Raw genomic sequence first — 18,105 nt, 5'->3', positions numbered from 1 at the left:
ACGCGTGCCCGGAGGAACGCCCAGCGAGGTCGCGATCATCGGTGGCGGCTTCGGCGGCATCGCCGCGGCCGTCAAGCTCCAGCGGGCCGGGATCAACGACTTCACCGTCTTCGAACAGTCGCCCGCCCCCGGCGGCACCTGGTGGGACAACCGCTACCCCGGCTGCGAGGTGGACATCCCCTCACACGCCTACAGCTTCTCCTTCATGCCCTATGACTGGCCGCGCACCCACGCCACCCAGCCGGAGCTGCAGGAGTACGCCGAGGCCGTGGTCGACCGCTTCGGGCTGCGCTCCCGGTTCCGCTTCGGCGTCACGATCAGGTCGGTCGCCTGGGACGAGAGCGCCGCGCTGTACGTGGTCACCACCGATGACGGCGAGCAGCACCGGTTCCGCTTCGTGATCAGCGCCGTCGGGCTGCTGAACGTGCCCCGCTACCCGTCCTGGCCCGGCCTGGACGAGTTCGGCGGCGTCTCCTTCCACACCGCTCGCTGGGACGCCGGCGTGGAGCTGACCGGCAAGCGCGTCGCCATCGTCGGCACCGGCTCCACCGCGGTGCAGATCGTGCCCGCCATCGCCCCGGACGTCGAGCGGCTGGAGGTCTTCCAGCGCGAGCCCGGCTGGGTCGAGCCCAAGGGCGAGCGGGCCTTCACCCCCGCGGAACGGGCCCGCTTCCGGCGGCTGCCCGGCTGGCGCCGCCTCTACCGGCTCAAGCTCTTCCACACCTCGATGCGGCGCTTCAAGGCCTACGACGCCAAGGGCCGCGAACAACGCAGGATGCGCGAGCTGTGCCTGCGCTACATCGAGACCGCCGTCCACGACCCGGCCGTCCGCGCGGCCGTCACCCCCTCCTACCCCTGGGGCTGCAAGCGCCCCATCTACGCCAGCGGCTTCTACCCGGCGCTCAACCGGCCCAACGTCGACCTGGTGCCGCACGCCGTCACCAAGGTCACCGAGAAGGGAGTGGTCGACGACCAGGGCGTCGAGCACCCGGTGGACGTGCTCATCCTCAGCACCGGCTTCCAGCCCACCCGCTTCCTGTCCGGCTTCACCGTCACCGGCCGGCGCGGCGTGGAGATCCAGGAGTTCTGGGGCGAGCGCCCCCGCGCCTTCCTCGGCGTGACCGTCCCCGGCTTCCCCAACTTCTTCATCATGTACGGCCCCAACACCAACGGCGGCTTCTCCATCATCGCCCAGCTCGAACGCCAGGCCGAGATCGCCGTCCGCGCCATCCGCCGGGCCCGCCGCGCCGGCGCCGCCCGGGTCGACACCCGCGAGCGCACCCTGGACCGCTACGTGCGCTGGGTGGACCGCCAGCTCGCCGGCCACGCCTCGGCCATGGACGCCGGCTGCAACAACTACTACCACTCACCCTCGGGCGCGAACGTCACCCAGTGGCCCCGCACCCACTTCGTCTACTACCTGCTGTGCCGCACGCTGCCGGCATTCGGCCTGGTCCACCAGGGCCGGCGCACGGCACCCGGAAGGACATCATGACCAGCAGATTCGACGGCGCCGTCGCCGTCGTCACCGGGGCCGCCTCCGGCATCGGCGCGGCCACCGCCGAGCTGCTGTCGCGCGAAGGCGCGTCGGTCGTCGTGGTGGACGTCGAGCTGGAAGGGGCCGAGCGGGTCGCCGACGGCCTCCCGGGCCCGGCGCTCGCCGTCAAGGCCGACGTGTCCGACCCCGGCGAGACCGACGCCTACCTGGCCGCCGCCGTCGCCCGCTTCGGCCGGGTCGACCTGCACCACCTCAACGCCGGCATCGTCGGCACCTTCGACCGGCTGCCCGAGATCCGCGTCGCCGACTTCGACCGGGTCGTGGCGGTCAACCTGCGCGGCGCCTTCCTCGGCGTGCGCGCCGCCTTCCGCCAGTACGCCGAGCAGGGCGGCGGCGGGGCCATCGTGCTCACCGCCTCCATCGCCGGCCTGCGCGGCAGCCACGACCTGCTGCCGTACGAGTCGTCCAAGCACGGCGTGCTCGGCGTGATGCGCGGCGCCGCCATGTACGGCGGCCCGCAGGGCGTGCGGGTCAACGCCGTGGCCCCCGGGCTCGTCCCCACCGGGCTGTTCACCGGCGCGGCGGGCAAGCCGGGCGCCGGCGACGACATCAGGCGGCGCGGCACCACCGTCCCGCAGCGGCGCACCGGCACGCCGGAGGAGGTCGCCGCCGCGGTGGCCTTCCTGCTCAGCTCCGAGGCCTCCTACATCAACGGCGAGGTGCTGTCCGTGGACGGCGGCTCGGCCTGGGTCAACACCGTCCGCCCCGGCGGCGGCGCCGGCGCGTGGGACCCGTCCGCCGTGGACGAGGCCGCCCGCGTCATCACCGTGAAGGAGAACGGCTCATGATCGGCTTCGTCGGCCTGGGGAACATGGGCGGCCGCATCGCCCGCCGCCTCACCGCCGCCGGGCACTCCGTCCTCGGCCACGACCCCGCGCCCGGCGCGGCGGAGAAGGCGGGCGCGACCCCCGCCGCCACCGTCGCCGAGGTGGGCCGCGACGCCGAGCTGATCCTGCTGTCGCTGCCCGACAGCAAGGTCGTGGAGTCGGTGGTGCTCGGCGACGACGGCCTGCTCGCCCACGCCAGGAAGGGGCAGGTCATCGTCGACCTGAGCACCGCCGCCCCCGGCTCCACCCGCCGCCTGGCCGGCCTGCTGGCCGCGGAAGGAGCCCGCCTCATCGACGCCGGCGTCTCCGGCGGCGCCGCCGCGGCCGAACGCGGCACCCTCACGATCATGGCCGGCGGCGAGCGGGAGGAGATCGAGCGGATCACCCCGATCCTGGAGACGTTCGCCCAGAAGATCTTCCACATGGGCGGCCCCGGCACCGGGCACTCCGCCAAACTGCTCAACAACTTCCTCAACGCGGTCAGCCTGGCCGCCACCAGCGAGGTCATGATCGCCGGGCGCAAGGCGGGGCTCGACCCGCACACCCTGCTCGACGTGCTCAACTCCTCCAGCGGCGCCAACTGGGCCACCGCCAACCGCTTCCCGAGCATCGTCGAGGGCGACTACCTGGAGGGCGGCCTGACCTCCACCCTCATGACCAAGGACATCGTCCTGTACGTCGACCACCTGCGCGCGCTCGGCGTCCCCTCGCTCAACGCGGCCGGACCGCTGGCCAGCTTCGGCCTGGCCGCCAACCTCGGCTACGCCGACCAGATCAGCAACCGCGTGGTCGACGCCCTCGGCGACGTCGCCGGCGGCGTCCGCGTCCACGACCACCAGGAGGACTGACGTGAAGATCGTCAGAGGACGCGCCGCGGACGCCGCCACCTCACTCCGATCCGACACCTTCACCGGCACCGTGTGGGCCGACCCGGTCCTGCCCGCCACCGACGGCACCACCATCAACGTCGTCACCTTCGCCCCCGGCGCCAGAACCCACTGGCACGAGCACACCGGCGGCCAGATCCTCCAGGTCCTGGCCGGCCAGGGCTGGGTGTGCGCCGAGGGCGGGCCCGCCCGCCGCCTGCTGCCCGGCGACACCGTCTGGGTGCCGCCGGGCGAGCGCCACTGGCACGGCGCGAGCGAGACCACCCTGATGACGCACACCGCCATCTCCATCGGCCCCACCCGCTGGCACGACGAGGTCGCCGCGGGTGACTACGCCCGCGCCCACAATGTTGAGGAGTCCGCATGACCGACACCGACGGCAAGGCCCAGGACCGCTTCGAGGCCGGCCTCGCCATGCGCAAGGCGGTGCTGGGCGCGGCCCACGTCGAGCGCTCGCTCGCCGCGGTGAGCGACTTCAGCCGGCCCGTGCAGGAACTGGTCACCGAGTACTGCTGGGGCGCCGTCTGGACCAGGGAGGGCCTGGACCGGCGTACCCGCAGCCTGCTCAACCTGGCCATGCTCACCGCGCTCAACCGCGGGCACGAGCTGTCGGTGCACGTACGCGGCGCGGTCGCCAACGGCGTCACGGAGGCGGAGATCCAGGAGGCGCTGCTGCAGACGGCGATCTACGCCGGCGTGCCCGCGGCGCTGGAGGCGTTCCGCATCGCCGAGCGCACGCTCGGGGAGCTGCGCGCGGATGGGGTGACGATCCCCTGAACGGCACCCCGCTCAAGCCCGGCGCCACGATCGGGTTCGTCGGCCTGGGCAACATGGGCCTGCCCATGGTCCGCAGGCTCCTCGCGGCCGGCTACCGGATCAGAGCCTACGACCGGGCCCGCGCCTCCGTGGACGCCCTCGCCGGCCACCTGGCCGCGTCCGACCTGGATGGTGGGATCGCCGCCGACGCCGCCGCCACCGCGCGAGGGGCCGACGCCGTCGTCCTCATGCTGCCCGACTCCGACGTCGTGGAGGCCGTCATGCACGACGACGGCCTCCTGGCGGCGGCCGCGCCGGGCACGGTCGTCGTCGACATGGGCTCCTCGCGCCCGCTGAGCACCCGCGCGCTCGCCGGGCGGGCCGCCGCCAGAGGGGTGGGCCTGGTGGACGCGCCCGTCTCCGGCGGCGTCAAAGGCGCCGTGGACGGCACCCTCACCGTCATGGCGGGCGGCGAGCCCGGCGACTTCGACCGGGTGCGCCCGATCCTGGAGACGGTCGGCCGCCGGGTGCTGCACCTCGGCCCGGCCGGCGCGGGACACGCCCTCAAGGCGCTGAACAACCTCATGTCGGCCACCCACCTGCTGCTCACCAGCGAGGCCATGCTCGCCGGCCAGCGCTTCGGCCTCGACCCGGCGGTCATGCTGGAGGCCGTCAACGGCTCCAGCGGCCGCAGCGGCTCCACCGAACGCAAATGGCCGGACTACGTGCTGCCCGGGACGTTCGACTCCGGGTTCGGCCTGCGGCTGATGCTCAAGGACATGCGCATCGCGGTCGACCTGGCCGAGGCCACCGGCGTCGAGCCCCGGCTGGGCCGCGCGGCGACCGACCTGTGGGCCGACGCCGCCGACCACCTGCCACCCGCCGCCGACCACACCGAGCTCGTCACCCGGCTACGGCAACTCCTGGAGGACCACCGGGACTGACCACGAGGCCGCCCTCCGACGAGATGAGGGCGGCCTTCCTCGCCCACTCAGGCCAGGACACAGTGGGTACCGGTGAAGATCGTCGGCATGCACTTGTTGCAGTGCACGCACAACGACCGGGTCGCGGGATCGGCCCGCAGCCGGTTGACCAGGTCGGGCTCGCGCAGCAGCGCGCGGGCCATGGCCACGAACTCGAAGCCCTCGGCCATGGCCAGATCCATCGTGGCGCGCTGGCTGATGCCGCCCAGCAGGATCAGCGGCAGCTTGAGCGCGGCCCTGAACCGGCGGGCGCTGTCGAGGAGGTAGGCCTCCTGGTAGGGGTAGGCGCGGATGAACCGGCCGCCGGTGAGCCTGACGCCCAGACGCATCGGCTGCTTGAACGTGGCCGCGAACTCGCGCAGCGGAGCCTCGCCGCGGAAGAGGTACATCGGGTTCAGCAGGGAGCTGCCGCAGGTGAGTTCGAGGGCGTCCAGGCTGCCGTCCCGTTCGAGCCACCGCGCCACCTCAAGGCTCTCCTCGATCCCCAGGCCGCCGCGTACGCCGTCGTCCATGTTCAGCTTGGCCAGCACGGCGACGCGGTCACCGACGGCGTCGCGGACGGCGCGGGCCGCGCCGAGCGCGACCTTGGCCCGGTTGGCCAGCGAGCCGCCGTAGGCGTCGCGGCGCCTGTTGAGCCTGGGGCTGAGGAACGAGCTGGCGAAGTAGTTGTGCCCGAGATGGATCTCCACGGCGTCGAACCCCGCCCGTACGGCGAGCTCGGCGGCGGTGGCGTGCGCGGCGGTGATCCGCTCGATGTCGGCGACGGTGGCCCGGCGGGTCATGGCCATGGCCTGAGGATTCACCCGGGCGGACGGCGCCAGCGCGGGCAGCCGGGTGGACCTGCTGTTGGCGACGGGCCCCGCGTGCCCGAGCTGAGCGGAGACGGCCGCGCCCTCCGCGTGCACGGCGTCGGTGAGGCGGCGCAGGCCGGGCAGGGCTTCCTGCCGCATCCAGAGCTGGTGGCGCTGGGTACGGCCCTCCGGGGCGACGGCGCAGTACGCGACGGTGGTCATGGCGGCGCTGCCGGCGGCGTGGGCGCGGTGGAAGGCGATGAGGTCGTCGCCGACGAGGGCGTTCCTGGCCATGCCTTCGAAGGTGGCGGCCTTGATGATGCGGTTGCGCAGCGTGAGGGGGCCGAGCCGGGCCTGCTGGAACACATCCATGCTCGGGATCCTGTTCCGCCTCCCGCCGCCGGTCAATCGACGATCTCTGGGCGGCCGGCGGCTGGACGGGCGTGTCTGTGATGGCCGCTCTCCCATCATGTGATGAAACGATGACAAGACGGTCGAGGCCACCGTTCGTCTGGTTGCTTGATGGCCATGCATTCGACGAGCAAGTTCTCCAGGATCGCCCGCGGCCGCGCCCGATCGGCCGGCGCCGCCGCCCTGACCGTCGCGCTGGCCGTCCCGCTGGCGGCCTGCGGCGCGCAGGCGGGCGGCCAGGACGGATCGACCGCATCCGCCGCATCGCACGACAAGCCCGCGAAGGCGACCGGCGTCAGGGTGCTGTGGATGGGCGACTCCATCGCGGGCGCGCAGGCTCCCGCCCTGGAGGCCGCGCTGGAGGCCGGAGGCGTGGAATTCATGAACGCCACGTCCGACGGCGGCGGCAACGTCGTCGCCGGTGACCACCCGGTGACGAAGATGGGGGCCAAGAGCACCTGGAAGACGCTCCAGAAGCACCTCACGTCGTTCCGGCCGACCGTGGTCGCCTACCAGATCACCACCTACGACTGGGGGACCGGACGCCAGCAACTGACCGCCTATCGCAAGCTTGCCAGGACGGCCAAGGACGGCGGAGCCCGCCTCGTGCTCGTGCCCGCGCCACCGTTCAAGATCGACGACTTCTTCCGTCCGCACGCGGCCGCGATCAAGAGCGCTCCCAAGATGGCGGCCAGGGCCGCCGAGGCCGAGAACGCCCGCTACCTGGACGCCTCCCAGCTGTGGGGGAACGACTACTCCGCCGAACGGGCACAGCGCGCCAAGGACGGCATCCACTCCTGCCAGCAGGGCTCAGCGGCCTTCGCCACCTGGTTCACCAAGCAACTGGGAGCACTGACCGACTTCACCCCAGCCGCCCCCGCCACCTGGGCCACCGGCTCATGGACCGGCGACGAACGATACGTCAAACTCGGCTGCGCCTGATGACGCCCCCATCCCCATCCCCCTCCCCAACTCCGTCCCCGTCCCCGACCCCGGCTCCACCTCGGGCCTCGATCCCACCTCCACCTCAAGCTTCACTCACGCACTCCCCGGTAGCTCCGCGTGCGCACATCGGGGCGCTTGACGGGCTGCGTGGGCTCGCCGTCACGGCCGTCCTGCTCTTCCATGCCGGGCACCTGAGCGGCGGCTTCCTCGGTGTCGACCTGTTCTTCGTCCTCTCGGGGTTCCTGATCACGGGGCTGCTGCTGGCAGAGCTCGACCGGCGCGGACGCCTCGACCTGGCGGCCTTCTGGGGGCGCAGGGCCCGTCGGCTGCTGCCCGCTCTGGCTGTCCTCGTTCCGGCCACATTGCTGCTGGCCTGGGCGTTCGCCACGTCCGGCATGCTGCGCTCGGCCTTGACGGACGCGCCGTGGGTGGCCGCGCAACTGGTGAACTGGCACTACATCGGCGAGCAGGTCGGATATTGGAACGCCGCAGGCACCCATCTCTTCGCCCATCTGTGGAGCATCGGCGTCGAGTGGCAGTTCTACCTGCTCTGGCCCCTGGTCGTGGCGCTGGCCGGCCGGGGGCCCGGCGGGCACCGGCGGGTGGCCGTGGTCGCGTTCGCCGGCGCGCTCGTCTCGGTGACGCTCATGGCCTGGCTGGGGACCGCGGTGGACACGACCCGCGCCTACGAGGGCACCGACACCCGCGCCTTCTCCCTGCTCCTCGGCGCCGCAGCCGCCACCGCACCCGTCAAGGCCGCCCTCGCGGGCCTGTCGCGCGCGGTCGTGAACCTGCTCTGCGCCCTGCTCCTGTGCGGGCTGTCGGCGTCGTGGCTGCTGGCGGCGGAGGAGAAGGCTCCCGGCCTGTTCCAGGGCGGGATGTTCGCCCACTCCCTGGCCGGCGCCGTACTGATCGCCCTGCTGGCCCGTACACCGGACGGCCTGGCCGGCCGGGTGATCGGCAGCGCGGTGCCGCGCCGCCTGGGGGAAGTGTCCTACGGCCTCTACCTGTGGCACTGGCCCGTCTACCTGCTGCTGCCCCGGCCGCTGGCCGGTCTCGACGGCTGGGCCTGGACGTCGGTCGCGGCCGGGCTGTCGTTGCTGGCTGCGGTAGTGTCGAAGGCCGCCGTGGAGAACCCGGTACGACTGCGCGCCCGCTGGGCCACCGGGCGTCGCGGATGGGCGGCGCTGGCGCTCGCGGGAGCACTCGCGGTGGGAGTGTGGGCGGCACTGCCGCGCCCGGATCTCGGCGCGGGAACGGTTGACGTGAGCAGGCTCGACCACCTGTAGCCGGAGAGAGGGCATGCCGAACAGAAGACTCACCCCCACGCCCACACGCACCGCGTCCACATCGGGAGCGCAAGAAACTGGGGAACCGTTGGACGTGCCGAGCACGGCAGGGGTGCCGGGTGCGTCGGGTACGTCGGACGCGCCAGGGCCGGTAGGAGCGTCGGCGGTGTCGAGGACGGTGCGGGCGCCTGGACAGGTGACAGGCCGGCGGCGCTGTCGGGGAGGCGTCGGCCGGGCGATCGCCGCCGTGATCGCGGGGGCTGCGGCGGCAGGTCGGCGTCACCGTCGAGAAGGTGCCCGGCGCCTGATCGCCGTCGTGAACACCGCCCTCATCGCGGTGGCGGTGTCGGCCGGGTGCGGGATCAGCGACACCGAGGCGCTGCCCGCCGGTCAGCCGGTCCGCGGTGGCCTGACCGCCGACAGCGGCAGCCTGCTGCGGGTGTACTTCGTGACGCCGCAGGGCACGTGGCCGGTGTCCAGACCGGCGGCGGCGGGCGATCGGCTGCAGCAGGCGATGGACGCGCTGCTGTCCGGCCCCACGGCGGAGGAACGGGCCCGCGGGCTGGACACCAAGCTCCCCACGGCGGACCGCGAGCTCCGCGCCACAGCGCGCCGGGACGGGGTCGAGCTGCACCTGCCCTGGCTGGTACGGGACCTGCCGCACGTGGCCGTCAGCCAACTGGTGTGCACCGCCGCCGCCGTCCCCGGCGTGGGCGAAGACGCGGTAGTCCGGGTGTTCGAGCCCGGCATGGGCAACACCCCTTGGCTGGTCGAATGCGACGGCAACGGATCCGCCAAGCCCTCCGCCCAGAAGGGCAGCACGAACAAACCGACCGGTGAAGGAAGCGGTTCGTTGGGCCGGGGAGGTGTTCTGTGACGCGCGTACTGGTCATTGAGGACGATCCGGCTGTGCGCCGTGGAGTGAGTGTGGGGCTGCGGCACCGAGGGCATGAGACCGTGCTCGTGGCGACCGGTGAGGAGGGGCTGGCCGAGTTGGTCGCCAGCGCCCCGGAGGTGGTGCTGCTCGATCTGATGCTGCCCGGCATGAGCGGCCTGGAGACGTGCCGCCGCATCCGCGCGTTCAGTCAGGTGCCCATCGTGATCCTGTCCGCGCGTGACGACGACGTGGACGTCGTCGTCGGGCTGGAGGCGGGCGCCGACGACTACGTGGTCAAGCCGGCCAGCGCCGAGGTCATCGAGGCGCGGATGCGCGCGGTGCTGCGCAGGACCGGCCACGCGGGCCCCACGGGACAGCCACGCGGCCAGTACGGTGACCTGCTCGTGGACCGGATCGCCCTGCGCGTGCTCAAGCACGGCGAACAGGTGGCCATGGCGCCGACCGAGCTGAAACTGCTGCTGTTCCTGTCGGCCGCCCCCGAACAGACCTTCAGCCGCCAGCAACTGCTCGAACAGGTCTGGGAGCACAGCTTCCACGGCGACTACCGGCTGGTCGACGCGTGTGTGATGCGGTTGCGGGCCAAGATCGAGGACGATCCGCGCAGTCCCCGCTACGTGCAGACGGTGCGGGGCTTCGGCTACCGGTTCGGCCCGCTGTGAAGCGGCTGCGCGGTCTGCGGGCCCAGCTGGTGCTGGTGTTCCTGCTGGTCTCGGTGCTGAGCGCGCTGACGGGCGCCATGTTCACCTTCCGTCAGGGCCGCGACGCGATCGTGGACGGCGTACAGGCGGACGCCCTGCGTGAGCTGCGCGGCCACCTCGCCTTCAGGGCGCCCGACCTGCCCGCCGACCCCGCGCGGGCCGATCTGCGTACGCTGGCGGTGCAGCTCGACCTCGCCGGGTCCGGGCGGGGCTGGCGTACCGCGCTGTCCTACCGTGGCGGATCCCTCGTCACGGCGGGGCCGCAGGCGCCGCCGCTGCCCGCGTCGCTACGCGCCCGCGCCGCCACGGCGACCACCGCGCTCGCCCAGCGGTTCCACCGGGACGGGACGCCCTGGCTGGCCGTGGCCCTCCCGGTCACCGCCACCAACGCTGACGGTCCCGCCGCCACCGACGCTGACGACGGCGACACCGCACGCCCGGACGACCCGCCGCCGCTGGTCGTCTACGCCTCGTTCTCGCTGGCCTCCCAGCAGCGGGACGTGGAGGCCCTGGCCACCGCCGTCCGCGCCGGAGCCCTGCCCGTCGCGCTGGTCTCCGTCGTCGCGGCGCTGCTGGCCGCCGGCAGGCTGCTGCGGCCGGTCCGGCGGTTGCGGGCGGCCGCCGAGCAGGTGGCGGGCGGCGCGCTGGACACCCGGGTCACCGTCTCGGGCGATGACGAGCTGGCCGACCTCGGCCGTACGTTCAACGTCATGTCGGCGACGCTCCAGGCGGACGCCGCCGCGCTGCGGGACATGGAGGCGCGGGCGCGCCGCTTCGCCGCCGACGTCTCCCACGAGTTGCGCACGCCGCTGGCGGCCATGGCCGCCGTGACCGGGGTGCTCGACGCCGACGCCGGCTCCGGCCGCCTCGACCCCCTGACCGCCGAGGCGCTGCGGCTGGTGGCCGACGAGACGCGGTCGCTCACCCGGCTGGTCGAGGACCTGATCGAGGTGTCCCGCTTCGACGCCGGCGCGGCCGTGCTGAACCTCGACGAGGTCGACCTGCGCGAGCTGGTCGTCAAGACGCTCGCGGTACGGCACTGGCAGGACCGGGTAGGCGCCGAGGTCCCCGCGGGGCTGCGGGCCCGCCTCGACCCGCGCCGGGTCGACGTCATCCTCGCCAACCTGGTCGGCAACGCGCTACGACACGGCGGCACCCAGGCGAATGCGCCGCGGCACGAAGCCACCCAGGCGTCGGTGCTCGTCCGGGTCACGGCCGACGCCGATCGGGTCGCCGTCATCGTCTCCGACGACGGCCCCGGCATCCCCGCCGCCCTGCTGCCGCACGTCTTCGACCGCTTCACCAAGGGCGACGCGGCCCGTACCAGGAGCGAGGGCAGCGGCCTGGGGCTGGCCATCGCCGCCGAGAACGCCCGCCTGCACGGCGGCACCCTCACCGCCGCCAACGCGCCAGGCGGCGGAGCCGTCCTCACCCTCGTGCTGCCCCGCAACCCGCTCTCATGAGCGGAGCCGTCCTCACCCTGTCCAGGAACGCGCCCTCATGACTCGTCGAGCACCTGGGCCAGCAGTTCCCTGTTGACGGTGCCGGTCCAGGTGAGCTCGCCCTTCTCCAGGCGTTCGACCAGCCGCCTGACCCAGGCCAGCTCGGTCTCGCTCAGCGTCCGCTGATAGTCGAGCTCGATCACCAGCACCTCGGGCAGCCCCTCGTCCTCCAGGGCCTTGAGATGACCGTTCAGACCGGCGAGCGTCCCTTCGAGCGCCGCCGCGCGGCCGCGCAGCGCCTTCAGCGCGTCGGCCACCGGCAGGACGCCGATGAGGGAGATGGCCGCGGTGAACGTACGGCGCTCAGGCCCCGGGTCCTGCAGCAGCGTCCGGAGCCTGGTGGACAGCTCACGGCGGCCTTCGTCGGTGATCTCGTAGACCGTGCGCTCCGGCCGGCGGCCTTCCCTGGTGGTCTCGACGGGCGCGATGAGGTCCTCGCCGGCCAGCTTCTCGACCGCGTGGTAGAGGCTCCTGGGCAGCCCGGTCACGTAGTCCTTGTGCGTGTCGACGATGAAGCGGTGCAGCTCGTAGGGGTGGCTGTTCCGGATGGAGAGCATGGCCAGCACCGTCAGGCCGACCAGATCAGGACGCCGCGCCACGTTTCCCCCTGCCTCTTCGTAGTGCACCACGCACTATAGCGAGCGCACTCCATCAAGCCGTACGCTATAGTGCAACTTGCCATATAGAAGGAGGCACTACATGAAGCTCCTGGTCATCGGCGCGACCGGCAGAACCGGCAAGCACGTCCTCACCCAAGGCGTCGAGCGCGGGCACGAGATCACCGCCTTCGCCCGCCGCCCCGAACTGCTCACCGGCCACACCGGCCTGGCGGACGTGCGCAGGGGAGACGCGCACGACCTCGACGCCGTACGCGAGGCCGTCCAGGGACAGGACGCCGTCGTCGCCGCGGTCGGCGGCAGCCGGATCGCGAGCACCCTCATCACCGCCATGCGGGAGAGCGGCGTACGGCGGGTGGTGATGACCAGCAGCCGCTCGGTGCCCGCCACCCGCCCCCGCCTCGCGGTCACCCTCGCCTGGCTCTTCTTCCGGGCCGCGTACGTGGACCTCGCCCGCGCCGAGGGCATGCTCCAGGCCAGCCTGCTCGACTGGAGCATCGCCCGCGGCACCATGCTCAACGACAAGCCACCGGCCGGGCGCGTGCACATCGACTTCGAGGCCGACGCCACGGGCGGGGCGATGCAACTCTCCCGCGCCGACTACGCCATGGCCCTGCTCGACACCGTCGAGAACCCCGCCCTGATCGGCCAGGCCCTGGGCATCTGCGGCCCGAAATAGTTGCATTTGTGGTGGACAATCCTTTGCCCGGCATGATCACAATATGGCGCTGCTCGCTCCCTCCTCCGCGGGAATCCCCTCGGCAGGAACCCCTCTCGGCAGGAAAGGCCGGACGTGATCAGACGACGTATCACCGGGCTGCTGGCTCCGCTCGCGATCTTCCTCAGCACCGGCGTCCCGGGCGTGGCGGCGCACGACGGGGCCGGTGGGCCCACGCATCCCGGGCCGGTCTACGCGACGGTGACCGACAAGAGCGGGAAGTTGTCCCTGCAGACGTTCGGGCGTCCCGACGGCAAGGACATGGTGTTCCGGATCTCCGGCTCGGTGTACGCCAACGTCGAGGGCAACGCCCTGGACCCGGCGCTGCGCCACGGCCAGAAGCTGTTCAACATCGAGGGGTACAACATCCGGCGCCTCTACCGGGTCCCCGACACCAACCAGCTCTACCAGCTCTCCAGGGAGATCGTCTTCTACACCGACCCGGCCGATCCGCGGCGGGTGCTGCGGGAGTGGAAGAACCCGATCGACGGCAGGACGTACCCGGTCGTGCCGATCAACAACGACCTGGTCAACTTCGGGCCGTTCCCGATCAGCTCCTCGTACGCGGGCCCGCCGCTGCAGCAACTGCACGACGAGACCGTGTGGACGAGCGACATCCCCGTGCGCGCCGACCTGGGCGCCACGCTCGGCGAGCGGTTCGGCCTGGCCGGTGGCGTGTACGCGGCGCAGGAGATGTTCGACTTCTCCGTCGACGAACGCGAGGTCGCCGTCCGCACCGGGCCCGGCGTCCCGCCCGGCGCGATGAAGACGAAGATCAGCTGGGCCAGGACCAGCCCGTGGGCGCCGTTCATGTGCCTGGCCGAGAGCGACGTACGCGGCCAGCTGACCTACCACGCGCGCAGCTGGTCGCTGGATTCGTACAAGCAGGTCGAGCCGTGGCTGCGGGCCGAGGTCGAGGCGAACCACCCGCTCTACAAGGCCGCCCCCGCCGAGCCGGGGCCGAGCGAGAACTCCTGGACGTCGTTCTACAACAAGCAGCTCGGCAAGGGGGCCACCACCTGGACACAGTGGTGCGCCGGCCATGGCCGGGCCTGAGCGCGGCTGAACGGCTCGGCGACCGGCTGAGGGGCGGTCAGGGTACGGGGTGCGGTGTGCTGTGCGGCCGGGCGGCCATCAGCTGGTCGATGAGGGCCAGCAGCACATCGCGCCCCTGCCTCCGCTCCCGGGCGTCGAAGAGCAGCAGCGGCACCTGCGGATCGAGGTCGAGCGCCGCCCTGATCTCCTCCGGCGTCCGGTCGCGGACGCCGTGGAAACAGTTGACGCCGACGACGAACGGGATCCCGCGCCCCTCGAAGAAGTCGATGGAGGCGAAGCTGACCTCCAGCCGCCGGGTGTCGACCACCACCACCGCCCCCAGCGCGCCGTTGACGAGATCGTTCCACATGAACCAGAACCGTTCCTGGCCCGGCGTGCCGAACAGGTAGAGCACGAGCCCGCTGCCGATCGAGATGCGGCCGAAGTCGAGCGCCACGGTGGTGGTGGATTTGCCGCTCAGGTCCTCCAGGTCGTCGACGCCGACGCTGGCATGGGTCAGGTACTCCTCCGTACGCAGCGGGGCGACCTCGCTCACCGCGCCCACCATGGTCGTCTTCCCGACGCCGAACCCGCCGGCGACCAGGATCTTCACCGCCAGGGGAGCGTCGTCCCCCTGGTCAGAGTTCACGTAGCCCATCCCTTACTGCCTTGAGGATCGCCATGTCGGGCCCGGTGCCCGCCCACGCGTACGCCGGCTGCCTGGCCCATAACTGACCCGTGTCGATCAGGTCACCGATGAGGATCTTGGCCACCGACACCGGAAGGTCCAGCGCGGAGGCGATCTCCGCCACCGCCTGGGGACGCGCGCACAGCGTCAGGATCGTGCGGTGCTCCGGCTGCAGCTTGCGCCGGCCGCGCCCCTGCTCCACGGCGGCCTCGGGCACCGCCGACATCACCGTGATCAGCGTCAGGTCGCCCCGCTCGGACGTGGTCCGGCCGCCGGTGATCGTGTAAGGACGGACAAGGGGTTCGTCCGCGTCGTCGTCGGCGAACCCGTCCGTCCAGTGTTTCATCCGTGACCCCTGGCTTCGCGGCCGTGCCGGGTGCGCGGGTCGGTGCCCAGCTTCTGGCCGACCTGCTGGATCAGGGTGTGCATCGCGACGCTCATGAGCTCGGCGTCCACCTCCTGGGAGGCGAGCACGGCCAGATGCGACCCCTGGCCCGCGGCGATGATGAACAGCCACAGATCGGCCATCTCGATGATGACCTGGTGGACCGGTCCGCCGCCGAAGAGCTGCCCGACGCCGTGCGCCAGGCTCTGCTGGCCGGTGGCGATGGCGGCCAGGCGTTCGGCGTTGGCGCGTTCGAGGCCCCGCGACCGGCTGATCACGAGGCCGTCGTCGGACAGCACGATGGCGTGCCGCGTGCCCGCGACCCGATCGACCAGGCCGTCCAGCAGCCAGTCCAGGTCTACGTTGGTGGCGGTGGTGCGCTGCGTCATGATCGGTCTTTCGTCGTGGGCGGACTGGGGTCGGGGGACGCGCTCGGCCGGTCATCGGCGGTGTCGTCACCGGTACGGCGCTTGCGCGACTGCCGCTGGAAGGCGCCGATCGTGGCGCCGGACCGGACGGGTCGATCGGGCTGGTCGCGGCTGGGCTGTTCGCGGGCGGCCCGGCCGTTCTGGGCCGCCCCCGCCGGGGGTCTGAGCTCGGCGGCCAGGCTGGCCTGGCGTACCCGCTGGGGGAGCGGCGGACGGCCCGCGGGAGCCGCCGCAGGGGCGGAGGAAGGGGCAGGGGAGCCGGCGCCCCCGACAGGGTCCTCGGCACCGGTGCCGGCACCAGCCCCCTCACCGGCGCCGGCTCCGTTGAGCTCGATGACGCCGGTGTCGGCTTCGGCGGCGGTGCCGGCGTGAGCACCCCTCCTGGTGGAGGTGGCGGTGCCGGACGCCGGTGTGCGTGCGCCGCCACGGGTCGGCGACCGTCCGTCCGAACGGCCCCCAGAAGAGGCAACCGTAGAGCCGACCGAACGGCCCTCCGAAGAGCCGTCCGACCGGCGGGCGTCGGCCGTGCCCGCCTGGGACCGCGCCCGCGAGCCCCCCGCCTCCCGGCCCTCCTCCTCCGGTACGGCGGCGGGCGGCCGGCGAACCACCAGCGATTCGGGCACGAGCACGATGACCCGGGTGCCACCGAAGGCCGAAGGCCGCAGCTCCACCTGGAGATCCAGGTTCGCGGCCAGCCGCGCGACCACGTACAGCCCGAGGCGCACGTCGTCGGCGTGGGTCATGACGTCGAGCCGCGGCGGCGCCTGGAGCAGCGCGTTGAAGGAGGCGTACCGCTCGGGCTCCATGCCCAGGCCGCGGTCCTCGATCTCGACGGCGATGCCCCGGCTGACCGGCGCGGCCCGCACCTCCACCGGAGTCAGCGGTTTGGAGAACGTGGTGGCGTTCTCCATCAGCTCCGCCAGCACGTGGATCACCGGCCCCACCGCGCGCTCGGCGATCCAGGACTCGCCCTCGACGTCGATCGAGACGCGGCGGTAGTCCTGGACCTCGCTCTGCGCGGCGCGCAGCACGTCGAGCAGCCGTACGGGCCTGCGCCAGCGGCGCTGCGGCTGCCCGCCGCCGAGGATGACCAGGTTCTCCTCGTAGCGGCGCAGCCGGGCGGTGAGGTGGTCGAGATCGAACAGCCCCTCCAGCACCTCGGGGTCCTCGTGCCTGCGCTCCAGCTCGTCCAGCTTCTTCAGCTGCAGGCCGATGAGGATCTGGGTGCGGCGGGCGATGCGCTGGAGCATGCGCTGGAAGCCGCGGTGCTGTTCGGCCTGCCTGATCGCGGTACGGACGGCGCTGCGGCGGGCCAGGTTGAGCGCCTGCCCGAGTTCGCCGAGTTCGTCGCCGGTGGGCTCGATCTTGCGGACTTCGGCGTCCACGTCGACGTCCTCGCCGCGTTCGAGCCTGGCGACCACGTCGGGCAGCCGCTCGCGCAGCTCCTGGGCGTCCTGGCGCAGGTGCAGGATGCGCCGCCGGAGCACGGAGGTCAGCCGCCAGCTCGCGAAGACGACCAGGCCGAGGGCGAGCAGGCCGACGGTGGAGACGCTGACGAAGACCGTGAAGATCATGTCGGCGTGGGCGTGACCGACCGCGGAGACGTGCTGTCTGCGCAGCTCGACGAGCTCGCGCAGCTGCGCGGTCACCGTCTGCACGGACGAACGCCAGGCGGCGGCGTCCTCGCGGAACCTGACCTGGTCGCTCGCGGCGCCGGCGGCGGTGGACAGCCGCCCCTCCACGGCGGTCATGGTCTGCCACGCCTGGCCTTCGGCGATCTTCGCGTGCCGGGTCTCGCCGCCGGTGAGCGCGGGCAGCACCCGGGCGCGCAGCAGGTGGTTCCTGGTGCCGGCGGCCTCGGTGACGAAGCCGTACTCGATCCTCGTCAGCCGCCCGCTCTCCCAGCCGCGGGCCAGGACGGCGTCCTCGCGCCCCACCATGTCGATGATCCAGAACAGGTCGACGAGGGCCTGCGCCTCGGTGTTCAGCCGGCCCTCGTCGGTGTTGCTGAGCGCGGTCAGCACGCCGAGGCCGGACACCAGGACGCCGCTGTAGTAGTTGAACGTCTGCGTGGCGCCGGCCGTCCCGGCGTCCACCGCCTTGCGCTGCTGCTCGAGCAGGCTGAGGGAGCCGACGGTGCGGGAGATCGCGTCGGCCAGCCCGCGCTGCCCATCGGTGAGGTCGGCGCCGGCCAGGGGACGGAACGCCCGTACGGCCCGGTCGGTGGCCCGGCGCTGGACGGCGAGCCTGTCACGGGCGGCGGCGCGCGGGGCGGCCTGCGCCTGCGCGGTGAACCGGCGCTCCTGGTCGAGCGCGAAGAACAGCTCGGCCACGGGCCGGCCGACCGTCGTGTCGGCCAGCGCCAGCTGCGCCTTCTCCGCCTGCCACTGCGTGAACAGCTGGTTCATGCCGGACGCCAGCAGCGGCGTGAACGTCACGCTCGGCACGATCACGACGGTGAGCAGCACCGTACGTAATCGCAGCCGGCGGACGGCCGGGCGCTTCGGCCCGCCGCCGGCGGATCCGGGAGGCGTGCCCCCGTCACCGGGCGCCTTCGACCGCCGCCGTCCGCCCCTGCCCCATCCAGCCATGTGCCGGGTACTCTCCTCGCCGTTCGGTTGATCCAAGATCCCAAGATCGCCGTACTGGCGATTGGTGCCCGATCGTAGCCATACCGCAGTAGCGCCGA

19 protein-coding genes are annotated in these 18,105 nt (G+C 72.6%); 13 read left to right on the top strand and 6 right to left on the bottom strand.

Going from position 1 to position 18,105, the window contains the following annotated elements; all coding sequences use genetic code 11:
• The first annotated feature begins 4 nt into the window (after positions 1-4).
• Genes OIE67_RS22055 through OIE67_RS22030 form a run of 6 tightly spaced genes read left to right on the top strand, consistent with a single transcriptional unit; the run spans position 5 to position 4,972 of the window.
• Entirely contained in the window at positions 5-1,495 is a 1,491-nt protein-coding gene (locus tag OIE67_RS22055) for a flavin-containing monooxygenase (RefSeq protein ID WP_326643237.1), read from the top strand.
• The gene (locus tag OIE67_RS22050; RefSeq protein WP_326643235.1) at positions 1,492-2,346 is read left to right on the top strand and encodes an SDR family NAD(P)-dependent oxidoreductase; all 855 of its coding nucleotides are present in this window, start codon (positions 1,492-1,494) and stop codon (positions 2,344-2,346) included. The genes OIE67_RS22055 and OIE67_RS22050 overlap by 4 nt, the downstream gene beginning before the upstream one ends.
• Positions 2,343-3,233: an NAD(P)-dependent oxidoreductase gene (locus OIE67_RS22045; protein WP_326643233.1), complete on the top strand. Its 891-nt coding sequence runs from the start codon at positions 2,343-2,345 to the stop codon at positions 3,231-3,233. The genes OIE67_RS22050 and OIE67_RS22045 overlap by 4 nt, the downstream gene beginning before the upstream one ends.
• 1 nt (position 3,234) lies before the next feature.
• Positions 3,235-3,639 carry a cupin domain-containing protein gene (locus tag OIE67_RS22040; RefSeq protein ID WP_326643231.1) on the top strand — a complete coding sequence of 135 codons (405 nt, stop codon included), beginning with the start codon at positions 3,235-3,237 and terminating at the stop codon, positions 3,637-3,639.
• Positions 3,636-4,049 (top strand): 4-carboxymuconolactone decarboxylase, encoded by a 414-nt coding sequence (pcaC, locus tag OIE67_RS22035; protein WP_326643229.1) that lies wholly within the window; start codon positions 3,636-3,638, stop codon positions 4,047-4,049. The genes OIE67_RS22040 and pcaC overlap by 4 nt, the downstream gene beginning before the upstream one ends.
• Positions 4,046-4,972, top strand: coding sequence for an NAD(P)-dependent oxidoreductase (locus OIE67_RS22030; RefSeq protein ID WP_326645429.1), 927 nt, complete (start codon positions 4,046-4,048; stop codon positions 4,970-4,972). Before pcaC ends, OIE67_RS22030 begins: the two co-directional genes overlap by 4 nt.
• Positions 4,973-5,019: 47 nt before the next feature.
• Here the strand turns inward: OIE67_RS22030 and OIE67_RS22025 are convergent, their stop codons facing one another.
• Complete coding sequence (locus OIE67_RS22025) at positions 5,020-6,174, bottom strand: NADH:flavin oxidoreductase (protein ID WP_326643227.1); 1,155 nt, start codon at positions 6,172-6,174, stop codon at positions 5,020-5,022.
• Positions 6,175-6,330: 156 nt separating this feature from the next.
• Between OIE67_RS22025 and OIE67_RS22020 the strand changes: the two genes are divergently transcribed.
• From OIE67_RS22020 to OIE67_RS22000, 5 genes are all read left to right on the top strand, one after another.
• A complete protein-coding gene (locus tag OIE67_RS22020) occupies positions 6,331-7,155 on the top strand; it encodes an SGNH hydrolase domain-containing protein (RefSeq protein WP_326643225.1) in 825 nt (274 codons plus the stop codon).
• Positions 7,155-8,447, top strand: coding sequence for an acyltransferase family protein (locus tag OIE67_RS22015; RefSeq protein ID WP_326643223.1), 1,293 nt, complete (start codon positions 7,155-7,157; stop codon positions 8,445-8,447). Before OIE67_RS22020 ends, OIE67_RS22015 begins: the two co-directional genes overlap by 1 nt.
• 316 nt (positions 8,448-8,763) lie before the next feature.
• Positions 8,764-9,324, top strand: a complete 561-nt coding sequence (locus OIE67_RS22010; protein WP_326643221.1) for a GerMN domain-containing protein — start codon at positions 8,764-8,766, stop codon at positions 9,322-9,324.
• Positions 9,321-10,004, top strand: a complete 684-nt coding sequence (locus tag OIE67_RS22005) for a response regulator transcription factor (RefSeq protein WP_326643220.1) — start codon at positions 9,321-9,323, stop codon at positions 10,002-10,004. Before OIE67_RS22010 ends, OIE67_RS22005 begins: the two co-directional genes overlap by 4 nt.
• Positions 10,001-11,506 (top strand): HAMP domain-containing sensor histidine kinase, encoded by a 1,506-nt coding sequence (locus OIE67_RS22000; RefSeq protein WP_326643218.1) that lies wholly within the window; start codon positions 10,001-10,003, stop codon positions 11,504-11,506. The genes OIE67_RS22005 and OIE67_RS22000 overlap by 4 nt, the downstream gene beginning before the upstream one ends.
• Positions 11,507-11,541: 35 nt before the next feature.
• Here OIE67_RS22000 and OIE67_RS21995 read toward each other — a convergent pair whose 3' ends face one another.
• Positions 11,542-12,174: a PadR family transcriptional regulator gene (locus OIE67_RS21995; RefSeq protein ID WP_326643216.1), complete on the bottom strand. Its 633-nt coding sequence runs from the start codon at positions 12,172-12,174 to the stop codon at positions 11,542-11,544.
• Between the two features lie 70 nt (positions 12,175-12,244).
• On the opposite strand from OIE67_RS21995, the gene OIE67_RS21990 reads away from it, so the two are divergent.
• On the top strand, positions 12,245-12,841 hold the full coding sequence (locus tag OIE67_RS21990) for an NAD(P)-dependent oxidoreductase (protein WP_326643214.1): 597 nt from the start codon (positions 12,245-12,247) through the stop codon (positions 12,839-12,841).
• A gap of 114 nt (positions 12,842-12,955) precedes the next feature.
• Entirely contained in the window at positions 12,956-13,936 is a 981-nt protein-coding gene (locus OIE67_RS21985; protein ID WP_326643212.1) for a DUF1838 family protein, read from the top strand.
• A 37-nt stretch (positions 13,937-13,973) separates the two neighbouring features.
• Here the strand turns inward: OIE67_RS21985 and OIE67_RS21980 are convergent, their stop codons facing one another.
• Genes OIE67_RS21980 through OIE67_RS21965 form a run of 4 tightly spaced genes read right to left on the bottom strand, consistent with a single transcriptional unit; the run spans position 13,974 to position 18,007 of the window.
• Positions 13,974-14,573: a GTP-binding protein gene (locus OIE67_RS21980; RefSeq protein ID WP_326643210.1), complete on the bottom strand. Its 600-nt coding sequence runs from the start codon at positions 14,571-14,573 to the stop codon at positions 13,974-13,976.
• The gene (locus OIE67_RS21975; RefSeq protein ID WP_326643208.1) at positions 14,554-14,949 is read right to left on the bottom strand and encodes a DUF742 domain-containing protein; all 396 of its coding nucleotides are present in this window, start codon (positions 14,947-14,949) and stop codon (positions 14,554-14,556) included. Before OIE67_RS21975 ends, OIE67_RS21980 begins: the two co-directional genes overlap by 20 nt.
• Positions 14,946-15,377 (bottom strand): roadblock/LC7 domain-containing protein, encoded by a 432-nt coding sequence (locus tag OIE67_RS21970; RefSeq protein ID WP_326643206.1) that lies wholly within the window; start codon positions 15,375-15,377, stop codon positions 14,946-14,948. Before OIE67_RS21970 ends, OIE67_RS21975 begins: the two co-directional genes overlap by 4 nt.
• Entirely contained in the window at positions 15,374-18,007 is a 2,634-nt protein-coding gene (locus tag OIE67_RS21965) for a sensor histidine kinase (RefSeq protein WP_326643204.1), read from the bottom strand. The genes OIE67_RS21970 and OIE67_RS21965 overlap by 4 nt, the downstream gene beginning before the upstream one ends.
• Between the last annotated feature and the right edge of the window lie 98 nt (positions 18,008-18,105).

This window comes from Nonomuraea fuscirosea (assembly GCF_035917475.1).
Classification (GTDB): Bacteria; Actinomycetota; Actinomycetes; order Streptosporangiales; family Streptosporangiaceae; genus Nonomuraea; species Nonomuraea fuscirosea.
The sequence above is the reverse complement of the archived record's forward strand: the minus strand, read 5'-3'. Positions and strand labels throughout refer to the sequence as shown.